The organism is Spirosoma sp. KCTC 42546, from assembly GCF_006965485.1.
Classification (GTDB): domain Bacteria; phylum Bacteroidota; class Bacteroidia; order Cytophagales; family Spirosomataceae; genus Spirosoma.
Window position 1 is genome coordinate 5196034 of sequence record NZ_CP041360.1, and the last position, 12755, is coordinate 5208788.

Consider the following 12755-nt stretch of genomic DNA (forward strand, 5'->3'; position numbering starts at 1 on the left):
TTAAAATAGAAGCTGTTTTAACTCTGTGCTCTCCGTGCCTCTGTGGTTAATAAATCCCTTCTTTACTTCACATAAACCGGCACCTCAAACGAAAAACAGATTTCTGTTTCGGATGGATGGCTGATACGTAGTTGGGAAGCGTGCAGGGTCAGAATCTTCATCACAATGGCCAAACCCAGGCCTGAATTGGGTGGGCGCACGACGGTATCCACATTGTCGATCTGATTGATCGCTGATAAATAATCCTGAATGGCCGTTGGCAGAAGCCCCACCGAATTGCTTACCGATACAGTTACGAATTGCCCGTTGCTGGCCAACTGAAGCTGCACATGCCCGCCCTCCGGGGAATAATGAATGGCGTTTTCCACTAAATTCTGCAAAACGTGCTCAACCATATTGATATCTGCATAACAAACCGACGGCACTTCACAATTGACGCAGGTAAAAGCAACACCTTTCTCCTGCGCCATTAGTCGAAAATTCGTGTAGGTTTCCGTGACCAGATCAGACAATAAAAATGGCTCTTTTTCGGGTTGCCGCTCTTTAGCCTCCAGTTTCGATAGCTCAAACAGTTCGTTTATCCGCCTGGTCAGTCGGTACGAACTTTGCAGAATTGCCCCTATATACTGTTTCTGAGTGGGATTGAGCGATGCATCCATATCCAGCGTTTCGGCATACCCGCGAATCGACGTCATGGGCGAGCGCAGATCGTGCGAGACATTCGCCACCAGATCGCGCCGGAGTTTTTCGGATGTTTGCAACTGGTCAAGACTTCGCGCCAACTGATCGGCCATGGTATTGAAAGCGTTGGCCAAGGGCTTCAAATCGCTGGTGGGTTTCAACTGGGTGCGGGCCGTTAAATCGCCATCCCGAAATCGCATTACGGTTTTGATGATGTGCGTTAAGTCGCGGGTGAGTAAGTTGAATACCACGAAACCAACCACCAATGCCGCCAACAGCATAAACAACGTTGTTTTAAGCCCCCATTCGAAGGCATAATCCTGAAGCAACTGCATCGACGTGGTGCCATAGCTCTCTCCTAGCAACACCACATACACATAGCCCTGCAAGCGTCCCTGATCACGTACTTCGGCTGCCGAAAACACCTGTTGTCCATCCGTCAGCTTTGGGTCATCGCCCTGAATAAACACCAGGCCTTTTGTCTGAATAAACTGGCGTATGGGCTCCAGACTAATCTGGTGTCGTTTGATTTTTTCGGCAGGAGCCTCATACACCATCACTCGCCCAGTTGTGTCGAGCAGGTACACTTCGGCGCTGGGGTTGGTGACCATCGCGTCGAAAAAGATGCGCTCGGTAGCTTTCTGGTTTACATGCATCCCAACAAAAGGCTGGGAAAATTTGGCAATGTGCGTGGCCACCTCCCGGTTAAGTCGCTGGTGGGTGGCTTTGAAGTACCGAATCGCCACAAACCCGGTGAGTACACTATATCCAGCCACCAGCAGGAACACCAACAGCGACAGCAGAACCGCCAGCCGACCATAGGTCGCTGGATACAATCGGCTGGGTTTGACGTTTACTGCTGTCATGCAGGGGTGGGTTTTACAGGTTCGGCGAATCGATAGCCAATACCCCAGGTTGTCAGAATATAGATTGGCCGGGCAAAATCGGATTCGATTTTGTTGCGCAAGCGATTAATGTGAGCAGTTACGGTATGCTCATAGCCGGAAAAATGGTAATCCCAGACCAGATGAAGCAGCTCTTTCCGACTATAACTCTTACCGGGATTCTCGGCCAGCAACACCAGCAAATCAAACTCTTTCGGGGTGAGTTCAACCCGATTACCATCCAGCGTTACAATCCGATCTGCTGTATGAATCCATAAGGTATTGTGGGTAATAATTGATGAGGGTGTTGGCGTGGCAGTAGTACCCAAACCAGACCGACGTAGCATGGCCCGCACTCGCGCCATAAATTCCTGAATGCCAAATGGCTTTGTCAGATAATCATCGGCCCCAGCTTCCAGGCCGGCCACTTTATCGGCTTCCTGCGTTTTAGCTGTTAGCATCAGAATCGGCGTAAACGTATCACGCTGGCGAATTTGACGGCAAATGTCGATGCCATCCATATCCGGTAGCATTACATCGAGAATGCATAAGTCAACCGTCTGCTGTGCCAGTTGGGCCAATCCATCACGACCAGACCCGGCGGTGACAACGTCAGCAGGTAAGGTTCGAAGATGGATACGAACCAGATCGACAATGAGCGGATCATCTTCAATAATCAGGATTTTCTTCATGGCAGTGTTCATACAGGCTTCGGCTTTGTCAGATTCAGGTTATTCAGCAAAATTCCTGATTCTGACTGAACAGAAAAATTTGATTATCAAAATGTTAGACTTCCGTGATAACTTTTCAAATCAGGAAAGGCTTCTATGTACAGCACCGGTGGTGGCTTTCGTATTTCCAAAATTATGGATTTCCGAAGCCAGCATCTGATTCGATCAACACAAGTTTCACCCTGTAAAATCAATCCATTTTCTCATGAAAAAAGTAATCGCATTAGCTTTCGTAGCTGCAATGACCCTGTCCACGGCCGTATTCGCTCAGGACAAAATGAAAGCCGACAAAATGAAGAAAGATAAGATGTCGGACGGCAAGATGATGAATGATACGATGCGCAACAAGAAAATGTCAACGCACAAAATGAAGAAAGACAAGATGAAAATGTCGGACGATAAGATGAAATCGGGCAATTAGTGATCTGTGTGTAAGGGCGTTGAATGTCAGACAACGTAGTGATGATAGTTGCATGATCGCTACGTTGTCTAACATTCCGTCTGACAACTAACTCATCTAACCGAAAGGCTTTTCGTGTAAAAAGCGCCTGAACGATGACAACTACCAGCACGTTCATCTTACTTTACGCAAACGTCAGCCGAAACTCGGTACCGGTTCCCTGCTCCGACCGGACACTGATCTGGCAGGCAATGGCACGGGCTAAATCGCGAATCAAGTGCAGCCCCAGCCCACTCTTGCCAAGTATAGCCGCATCGTTGGTGTAAAGTGCCTTCAATTGACTTTGCGACATACCCGGCCCATTATCCGTGATAGTTAGCACCACGCGTCCATTTTCAGGACGGGCCTGCCACTGAATGTAGGCGTCAGGATTGTTTTTGAGGGTCTGAATGGCATTGCTGGTCAGGTTCTGCATGATGGTGCGCAGGTAATCTTCATCTGTGGCTACCTGCAAGCCTTCGGGCGTATCGAAGGTGAATCGCACAGTAGGTACACCCACAAAGAACCGTTGCAGATAATCATACAGGCTTTCCACGGGAATGACTTTTATATCGGGCTTAAATTGCTGCATTTGCCCCTTGCTCCAGAGGAGCATCGACTCCATCGTATCGAGCAGGCCCTCAGCGGCTTCTGTAATATTTTGCTGATGGCGGGCTACCTGATCGGGGGGTAACAGGTCGGAGTTTTCGCGCTGGAGATGCAGAAAATTAATCAGGTTGGCAATCGGACCGCGCAGATCATGACTCAGGATGGCGAAGAATCGGGTCTTTACCTGATTGGCTTCATCGAGTTCCTGATTCAGATGGAGCAGCGTTGTATTGGTTTGCTGGCGGGTTCGGCTCTGCCAGTACAGTAATCCTCCGATCACCACTAGTAGCCCAATACCCACCAGCAGGGCTAGTTGCTGACGTTCCTGCCCGGCAATGACCAGCCGATTGATTTCGAGCTGCTTATCGCGCAGTTCCAGTTCGCGTTTGCCTTCCAGTCCGGCAATTTTATTTTTGTTTTCCTGCGAATACAGCGAGTCCTGAATAGCCTGATAGGCTCTGAAATTCTGATAGGCCGCTTTGTAATCGCCACGTAGGGCTTGTAATTCGGCCAGATTCCCCCGAAAGTAGGCCTGATCACTTACCTCGCCCTTATCGGCACTAAGCCCGATGGCTGTATTGAGGTAGTCCCCGGCCAGTTGCAGTCGTTTCTGCCGGTCTTGGGGTTGGATACGAACCGTGTTCAGGGAATCATAACGGACCAGGTCGAGATAAGCGATACCGAGGTTTGCGAGGTTATTGACTGCATCGAGGTGTCGGGGGTTGATACTGTCCCAGAGCTGCTTCGCTTTCAGCGCATACCTGATCTTCTGACTATACTCGGTTTGCATCGCTACAGCCAGATTGCCGTAGGTTTTGGCTAATCCCTCTTTATTATCCACTTTCTCATGCTCGGCCAGGGCCTTTAGACCGTACTGGCGGGCCTTCGTCCAGTTTTTCATCTGGGTGTACAGAGCCGCCATGCTGGTCAGTGAAGCCGCCAGTTCACGACGGGCATTAATGTCGGGGTTATGCTGCTGTTGCCGGAGCGCCAAGGCCCGCAAGCCAAATTGGAGTGCTTTGGGGTAATTTTTCTGAATCCGATAGATTTCCGAGATATTATCGAGATTGAGACCAATAAGGTAGTTGTCGTGGGTGGCCTCTGCGTAACCTAAGGCTTCGAAATAATAGTGGGTAGCGGCCGGGTAATTGGATCGGATGTTCTGTTCGGCCACGCCGATGTTGTTGGTGGTGCTGGCCAGATTCCAGGTGTCGCCCAGAGTCTTATAGATACGTACCGCTTTTTTAAAGTAGTATAGGCAAGAGTCGTAGTTGCCTTTATCGCTGTAGGCTCGACCAATGTACCCATTGAAAACCCCGATGCCCCGCTCCCACTTCATACGGGTGGTGTGCTGCAAGCCTAACCGACTGTAGTGCAGGGCCTGGTCGATATTGGTAAAAAACCATTCTTCGGCAATAACCCGATACAACCGACCTTTCACGGTGTCATTGCCAGCCTTAGGCAATTCAGCCACTAACGAATCGATGAGGGCGCGTCCCTGCTTCTGTGCCTGCACAGGGGCGCCAATAAGCAACAAAAGAACCAGCAGAAGCCCGTACATTGAACGGGTCGATTGACAAACCTCATGACAATCGGTTGGCCTGCCGATGGGTATATACCCCTTCGAGTACCGCCCGGTAGCTTCGCCCAACCGGCAATATAAACCCTTGAACATAAACCTGTTGACTAACAACTTTATCAATATAATGCGGTTGTACCGCATAACTCCGATGAATCCGTAAAAACGACTGGAACGGCACCTCCTGAAGCAGCTTTCCAATGGACGACAGCACGGTATACTGCTGGGTGGTCGTTACGATACGGGTGTAATCTTTTAATCCCTCCAGATACACTATTTCGTAGAGGTTCAGCTTAATCTGCTGATGCCCATCCCGAATGAAGACCGTATCGGCCCCTAAACTCAGGTCAAACAATTGTGCTTTGCGCGTCAGGTCAAAAAACGCCTGAACGCGGGCCATGGTGTGGCCAAACCGTTCCGCCCGAATGGGTTTCACCAGATAATCGAAGGCATCGACGGCAAAACTTTCGGCGGCATAATCGGGATAGGCGGTAATGAATATGCAAACGGGCACCTGCATCAGGCTGGCCCGTAACTCCAGCCCACTCAGGTCGGGCATATCGATATCGAGCAGCAACACATCGACGGGCCGTTTTTGTAACACGGGCAACGCTTCGGTGGCCGATGAAAACACCCCGTCGATGGTGAGTAACGGGTACTGCCGGGCATGAGCCAGTGTGGTCAGCCGATCAATTTCGTTGTCATCGACAATAATACAGGAATAAGTACTTTGAGGCATTGGCTTACCAACTGGTCGGTTACTCAAATGTATGTGCTTTTTGTATTGCAAATTAACCGCTCGCTCAATTCAACCGGCTGTTAGTCGATTCAACTGGTCGTTGGTCGAGTGTGTATTGCGAGCCTAGGCGAATTCGGGCAATTTCGGCTACCAAACGTCGATTTCACCCATGAGACACCTCTTGTTTCTGCTACTGCTGGCCAGATGCAGCAGTCCTGCCAATGACCCCAATCCGAGTAATCCAGCCAATCCCATCGACCCAAACCCTGGTGGCAACGGAACCACGGGCAACGGGCAGGCGGGTGTCGTGGGCATCAGTGGGATCAGCGCCTGGGACAATCTGTCGACCACCGAAAAAACGAAAGTGACGAGCTGGAACAGTCTGTTCGTCCATGCTTCGGTTGGAGGGGATCTGGAAGATGGCAGTCAGCATAACGGCTTCAAGTTTGAGTTCTATGACGGCGATAAGCTGAACGACGGGCTGAACGGAACCGACTGGAACTCCATCAACAACGGCAATAACATCTCGAACGGAGAGCCCGAGAAAAAGCTGGCTGCTTTTAAACGCGAAGCACTCCAGCAAAAAGATAATCTCCAGATTGCTATTTTCAAGTTTGGTTACGCCGACATCACCGACGCCAACGTAGCGAGTGTCAAAACAGCCTACAAGCAAATGATCGACGAACTACGGTCGAGCGGGATCAAACGGTTCGTACACATCACCCCTCCCCTCATTTACATTGTCACGAAAGACGACGGCAATGCCGCCAAAATGAACGTTGGTCAGTGGATGAAAGACACCTTCAAGGCGCAGGACGTCGTGTTCGACTTGCAGGAGATCGAGTCCGATAATGGTGCCTGCAAACTCGGTAGCGTCTGGAGTATCTGCGATAAATATCGCTCCACGGCCAATTGCCCCAGCAAAGGTCAGGGCATTGATGCGCCCGAAGGCCAGGGCCATATCTGCGAAAAAGAAGCCACCCGCATTAGTAAGGCATTTTTGATGGCGATTTACAACGCCGGAAAATGATTAAAACGGAACGCAGATCGCTATGATCTTTATGATATCCTCGGATAAATATCATTTTTAAATCATACCGATCATACGAATCAGCGTTCCATTAATTTTTATGACAAAAGGCACAAAATTAATCTTGTTTTTCCTGGCATTGGCTAGCCTTAGCTGGGGCGTGTATGAATGTAAGTATTATTACAGCTATTACACCGACCTGAAAGACCGTCCCTGGGCTTACAGTCGGGACAAGAACGCCAAACTGCTTGTCGGTACATGGCAGGGCGAATTCAGCGACCCAAATAATGTAACGAAAACGATCCGGCTCACCATTCTACCGCCTGTATCGGACGAAGAACGGGCAAAAAAAGCAGCCAGACAGAAACGCAAACGCAGTGGCTTAGGGCCCAGAACCGATAAAAAACGGTTCGATGGAATCGCTACCGTGACCAGCCCGCGTGGGCAGGAAGAATACGAACTCAACGGCCATGTACAAACCGAAGCAGGAAACCGACTCGCTGTCATTCACTTTCAGGCGGGCGATGAGTTTCAAAGACTACGGAACAATTTCAACCTGCTGTCGGCACTCGAAGGGGGGCAATGGCAGGGCGACGACCTGACGTTTACGCTGGCGTTTGCGTACACGACGGCAACCGGCTCAAGCTATTCGAGCAGCAGTGACCCCCGCTACGAAAAAACAGTACCTGTTCATCTTTCGCGCATAAAATAAGCTCTATCTATGAAATCCTTTCTTTCGCTTACCTGTCGCCGGGCACTACTCTTTTCGGGAACATTGCTATTCTTTTTATTCCCGCAAGCCTGCAAACAAACCGACGACACGCCAGCCGCTACGGCCGACGGGCCAACGCAGATTCGGTACCACCAGCTCATCATTGAATGTACCGAAGCCACCACCCAGAACAAAGGGGTGGCCATTCTCGACTTCCGATTCGATACGTATGCGGATCAGCAGGTTGTTGGCTATGGGGCAGGCAAATACCTGGCCTTCAGCACGACCAGCCTCACGGGCATCGACGCGGCCATTCAAACGGCCAATGCCGACATAGCTAATAAGGCGGCCGAAGTAACAACGTTTTCGACAATGACCGATTTCGTAGTCAGCCGACTCACCAACGTAGCGGGGTATAGCACCACCAAAAGCCTGGGAGCCGATGCCGTCTGGGGTATTCTGGCGAATGAAGAAACCACCCTTGCTAAACTTCATAACGTCCGAAAACCATTTGATTTTGGTGCCTTCCTGGCCGCTATTGTTGCTACGCCAGCCCATGCTCAGCAACTGGGGCGTCATGTCTATGGCGATGGGAGCCAGAACTATCATAACTCCTATTACTATAGCCCGCCACCTCAACCAGGAACACTGCCGGAGTATAAAATGAATTTACCCGCTACCGTAACTGCCCCAATGCCGTCGACCGGATCGCCGGTGCAGCGTAATTCGCGGGGCGAAACCCCTGCCGAACAGGCCGCCCGCGAAGAAGCGGCCCGTCAGGCTGCTCAGGCAGGTCGGGCCAACCGGGGACCGCGCGATATTGGGGATATTTTCAACGGTATTTTCGATCGGCTGGGCAATGCGCTGGGCTTTCCATCGGGCCAGGGTGGCTCTTCGGGCGACCCCCATATACGGATGCACGATGGCTTAGGCTATAGCTTTCAGACCGTCGGTGAATTTGTGGCCACAAAAGGCACCAATCTGGAAGTACAGGCCCGGCAGGAGGATATTCACAAAACGAATCTGGGTACGGTGAATACGGGCGTAGCGGCTAAACTGGGGAGCGATGAAATCTGTCTTCTGGTGAACCCATCAGACCTGAAGGCCCCACGCCTGTTTGTCAACAAAAAAGAAACCGCGCTCTCAGCCCTGGCACAAGTGTCGCTGGGTGGCGGCAACAAACTCCAGTTGGCCGGAACCGAAAAGCTGTTTTTTAGCAACGCCCAGAATGAAGGGGTGATTATTTACTGGAACGCACCCTACCTGAACTACTCTGTTGTATTAGGTGATCCCCGAAAAGGGAACGTAATGGGGCTGATGGGCAATTACGATGGCAACTATGCCAACGATTTTTTACTTCGTGATGGCTCTTCCGTGGAGTCCATTTTCTCGGTTATTCATGGCTCGTTTGCCGATAGCTGGCGCGTCACAAACGCAACCTCCTTATTCGTGTATGAAGCAGGCAAAAACACCGACTCCTACACGGACCGGACATTCCCGAAAACATTTCCGGTCGTTTCGGCGGAGAAATTAGCCTGGGCCGAAGGGGTTTGTACGGCGGCTGGTGTAACACGGCAACCCGAACTGGGCCAATGCATGTTCGATGTGGGACTTACGGGCGATACGCGTCTGGCACAGTCGGCACTGCTGAGTCAGCGGGAATTTCCGGCCAGCCCCGACGTAGCCACCTTTGCCAATCTCAAACTGGATCTGAAAGAAGGGCAGTCTAACGATCCACAAACCCGCAATCTGCTCGATCTCGACAAGGGCACGTTCTATTCATTTGCCAAAGGCGCATCGGTGGCTTACGACATCGACGTCGTGTTCGATTATTATTCGGGCCCCTGGTTTGCCGGACCGCGTGCCGTCAAAAACTGTGGGGTTTCCTGTGGAGCGTATACCATCTGGCCCTATATCGACGCGCAGAAATGGCCGTATTTCCAGAACACATTCCTGCGTTACACAACCATCCCGGCCAATCAGTGGGACACGTTTGTGACGGCCGCCGATTTGCGCCGTGCCTGGACGTTCGATTCGGGAGCTGACGAAAAATCGGAGTTAGTTAGCTCGCTGGTCGATCTGAACACCGCTCAACCACGCTCGCAGTACTTGTGGTCATTTAAAACGCAGCAGGGCAAAAAAGGGCTGATTCGGTTCACACAGGCGCAACATAACAAGACAGGCAGCACAGCCTCGTTTACGTTCGACGTCAAAATTGAGCGGTAATACATCTCGTTTTCTCAATGAAAACAAAGGGAGACAGGCAGACTCCAGGTAACGAGGGCGTTCGCAATGGGAAGTAAAAGCTTTGGTTAAATCCGTATCGGATTAAACTTCGTTGATATGTACTATACATAACATGCTAACTCAACGAATATGAAAACCCTAACGAACCTCTTTAACCAATTCGATCAACTGGATACGGCAATCAATCGCTGGTTGGTTGCCAATAGCATTTTCATTCTGCGCGTGTGCATGGGAATTATCTTTTTTGGATTTGGCATACTAAAGTTTTTTCCCGGAATTAGCCCCATCGAATCCCTGGCCTCCCGCACCACAGCCGTCTTGACTCTTGGCGTATTTACAGGAGCCAGTGCCCGGGATTTTGTTGCCGGTCTCGAATGTATTATTGGTATCTGCTTTATCAGCGGTCGGTTTTTACGGGTGGGCGTGTGGCTGATGGCCGCGCAAATGATTGGCGCAATGTCGCCCCTGTTGATCTTTCCGGGCGAACTGTTTCCGGGCCCACAGCATTCGCCCACGTTAGCGGCTCAGTACATCATAAAGGATATTATTCTGATAGCTGCCGGTATGGTGATTGCCTCCACCTGGACCGGAGCCCGCATTGTGGCGGAACCCAAAAGCCTACGCAGTTCATTACGCTCACGCATTTCCGGCGTTCACCGAGCACAACGCACAAACGTATCCGTAAATCAGTCCTACTGAACAGTCAGTTGGCGCATTGATGAGGCCCTGACAATTAGCTGGGTTTCCATCACTTTAGTTTCCTTCGGAATATTCGTATCGGTGGCATTCAATTCGCGCAGGAGCAGCCGTACAGTTTCGGTTCCCATCTCCTGGATAGGCTGGCTAATGCTGCTCAGGGTCGGTGAAAACAGGGCCGACACCGGCTCATTATTAAAGCTTACCACAGCTACATCTTCTGGAATCCGTATGCCCTTCTGCTTCATGGCATACATCGCCGAATAGGCCATTCGGTCGCTGATAATCACGACGCCGTCGGGTGGTTGTGGCAGGCTCATCAGCGCCAGTGTCTGCATGATCGTGTTTTCCTGCGTATAATCGCAGTGAAATACATATTGCTCGCCAACTGACAGCCCATGTTTGGCCAATGCTGCCCGATAACCCGCCACCCGCTGGTTACTCAATACTAACTGAGTGGGGCCCGCCAGAAACCCAATTCGTCGGCAACCATTTTCAATTAAATGTTCGGTCGCCTTAAAGGCCGCAGCATGATTATCTACGATGACTTTAGACACGTCGATGCTCTCCGCATAGCGGTCAAACAGCACCAGCGGAATATTCTTGCGCACCAGCCGTTCTACATGCTCGTAATTGTCGGTATCGCGCGATAACGAAATAATAAACCCCTCCACCTGACTCCGCAACAGGTTCTGAATATTGGTGGTTTCCCGTAAATACGACTCGTTCGTCTGGCAGACCAGCACACTATAACCCGCCTGTAAAGCTGCCTCCTCAATGCTGTTGAGCATGGCGGAGAAATAATGGTAGCTCAAATTGGGAACAATGACTCCAATGGTTTTTGTCCGGCTCTTGGCCAGATTTTTGGCGAGCTGATTGGGCTGATAATCCAGCTCTTCGGCCAGCCGCATCACTGCCTTGCGCGTGTCGGGATGAATCTCCTGCATGCCCCGTAAGGCCCGCGAAACGGTAGAGATCGAAATGTTCAGCGACCGGGCAATGTCTTTGATCGTAACCGGGGTATTTTTCATAGGCTTTAGCCTGATTGTCTAATTATCACTTTTACAAGATAGGACTTGATTAGACAGGGATGTACGACGCTTTTACTGAAAACGCGATTAGCAATTATACGAAGAAAACTTTACTCTTTTTAAGTTCATTAGGTCGTGTGCAACCGTTTGCGGTAACGGTTGCGGCAACGTTTGCAAATAAAAAGTAATTTCATGCAGCAAAAAGGACTTGACATCTTGTACTAAGCGGGTATATTAGTAGAAGATACTCAGAAAAAGGCTTGGTAGTGGGTTTTGCAAAGTTTGTTCTAGCTTTGTGGTTCCGTTTATCAATATTGTACTTTATCTGGAAACAAGAGTAATAAAAGACACTATCTGATCTATAAAAATCGGGCTTTTATCTTGTAGAACGTGTCTGTCACACACAGCAAAATTCGTTAACCTTTTTACGTAAAACGGTATGGCTACCTCTCCGTCAATTCCTTCCGATGAAGTGCTCATGGCACAACTCTGGGTTCGTTTTAAAGCCGACGACGAGAAAGCATTCGATCAACTGGCAGAGGCCCGGTATCGCCTGTTATTTAACTACGCAACCCGGTTTACTAAAGACCGTGACCTGATTAAAGATTGTGTTCAGGACCTGTTTCTGGAGCTGTGGAATCGGCGCAAAGCCATTGTCGAAACGCCCTACGTAACCATCTATTTAATTAAAGCTCTACGCAACAATCTACTGCGTAAACTACGCCGGGAAACGGGCTGGCGCTCAACGACCGAAGAGGGCATTGAAGCCGAATCCATGCTCACCGACGATCTGACGGCCGAAAACGAGTGGATTGCCGGCGAAACGCTGATCAATACCGAGCAAAGTCTCCGCCGGGCAGTTGCCCAATTACCCAAGCGTCAGCAGGAAGTTGTGTTCCTGAAATTCTACGAAGGTCTTTCTAACGACGATATTGCGCAGGTAATGGAAATTGAAAAACAGACCGTTGCCAATTTCCTCTATCGCGCCATGAACCAATTACGCACCTTCCTCCCCGTGCGTATTTTCTCGTAAAAAAATTTAACCACAGAGGCACGGAGAACACAGAGAAAAGGAAAAACCATTCTTCTCTGTGTTCTCCGTGCCTCTGTGGTTAAACTGTATTACAAGTGATCAAGTGATGTCAGGTTCTTCAACCTGACACCTAAGGTTTCTCAAAACCTACTTTACAAAATCACATAGGTTTTGAGAAACCTTAAGTGTCGGATTTAAGAATCCGACACCACATTTAAGAATTTTCTCTGTGTTCTCCCTGCCTCTGTGGTTAAACCTTTTTTTAGCCTTGTCCCCTCCTTCGCAGATCCCTGCAAGAAAATCACAAAAAAATTTTGTTCCGAACGAGTATGGCCGAAAGTGAG

Annotated in this window: 11 protein-coding genes; 6 read left to right on the forward strand and 5 right to left on the reverse strand. The window is 50.0% G+C overall.

Annotated features, from left to right (window positions below):
* Positions 1-62: 62 nt before the first annotated feature.
* Both EXU85_RS21375 and EXU85_RS21380 read right to left on the reverse strand, forming a co-directional pair.
* Entirely contained in the window at positions 63-1547 is a 1485-nt protein-coding gene (locus tag EXU85_RS21375) for a HAMP domain-containing sensor histidine kinase (protein ID WP_142774041.1), read from the reverse strand.
* Positions 1544-2269, reverse strand: a complete 726-nt coding sequence (locus EXU85_RS21380; protein ID WP_246859181.1) for a response regulator transcription factor — start codon at positions 2267-2269, stop codon at positions 1544-1546. Before EXU85_RS21380 ends, EXU85_RS21375 begins: the two co-directional genes overlap by 4 nt.
* 232 nt (positions 2270-2501) lie before the next feature.
* Between EXU85_RS21380 and EXU85_RS21385 the strand changes: the two genes are divergently transcribed.
* Positions 2502-2717 carry a pentapeptide MXKDX repeat protein gene (locus tag EXU85_RS21385; protein WP_142774042.1) on the forward strand — a complete coding sequence of 72 codons (216 nt, stop codon included), beginning with the start codon at positions 2502-2504 and terminating at the stop codon, positions 2715-2717.
* 163 nt (positions 2718-2880) lie between these two features.
* Here EXU85_RS21385 and EXU85_RS21390 read toward each other — a convergent pair whose 3' ends face one another.
* A complete protein-coding gene (locus EXU85_RS21390; protein ID WP_246859182.1) occupies positions 2881-5019 on the reverse strand; it encodes a tetratricopeptide repeat-containing sensor histidine kinase in 2139 nt (712 codons plus the stop codon).
* On the reverse strand, positions 4928-5662 hold the full coding sequence (locus EXU85_RS21395; protein WP_142774044.1) for a LytTR family DNA-binding domain-containing protein: 735 nt from the start codon (positions 5660-5662) through the stop codon (positions 4928-4930). The genes EXU85_RS21390 and EXU85_RS21395 overlap by 92 nt, the downstream gene beginning before the upstream one ends.
* Positions 5663-5831: 169 nt before the next feature.
* Between EXU85_RS21395 and EXU85_RS21400 the strand changes: the two genes are divergently transcribed.
* The 4 genes from EXU85_RS21400 (at position 5832) to EXU85_RS21415 (ending at position 10350) form a co-directional block, all read left to right on the forward strand.
* Positions 5832-6692 (forward strand): hypothetical protein, encoded by an 861-nt coding sequence (locus EXU85_RS21400; protein ID WP_142774045.1) that lies wholly within the window; start codon positions 5832-5834, stop codon positions 6690-6692.
* A gap of 100 nt (positions 6693-6792) precedes the next feature.
* A complete protein-coding gene (locus EXU85_RS21405; RefSeq protein WP_142774046.1) occupies positions 6793-7404 on the forward strand; it encodes a hypothetical protein in 612 nt (203 codons plus the stop codon).
* Positions 7405-7413: 9 nt separating this feature from the next.
* Complete coding sequence (locus EXU85_RS21410; RefSeq protein ID WP_142774047.1) at positions 7414-9630, forward strand: VWD domain-containing protein; 2217 nt, start codon at positions 7414-7416, stop codon at positions 9628-9630.
* Between the two features lie 150 nt (positions 9631-9780).
* Positions 9781-10350, forward strand: a complete 570-nt coding sequence (locus EXU85_RS21415; RefSeq protein WP_210422396.1) for a DoxX family protein — start codon at positions 9781-9783, stop codon at positions 10348-10350.
* Here the strand turns inward: EXU85_RS21415 and EXU85_RS21420 are convergent.
* Positions 10344-11378, reverse strand: a complete 1035-nt coding sequence (locus EXU85_RS21420; protein ID WP_142774048.1) for a LacI family DNA-binding transcriptional regulator — start codon at positions 11376-11378, stop codon at positions 10344-10346. The genes EXU85_RS21415 and EXU85_RS21420 overlap by 7 nt on opposite strands.
* A gap of 439 nt (positions 11379-11817) precedes the next feature.
* On the opposite strand from EXU85_RS21420, the gene EXU85_RS21425 reads away from it, so the two are divergent.
* Positions 11818-12411, forward strand: coding sequence for an RNA polymerase sigma factor (locus tag EXU85_RS21425; protein WP_142774049.1), 594 nt, complete (start codon positions 11818-11820; stop codon positions 12409-12411).
* The last annotated feature ends 344 nt before the right edge of the window (positions 12412-12755 follow it).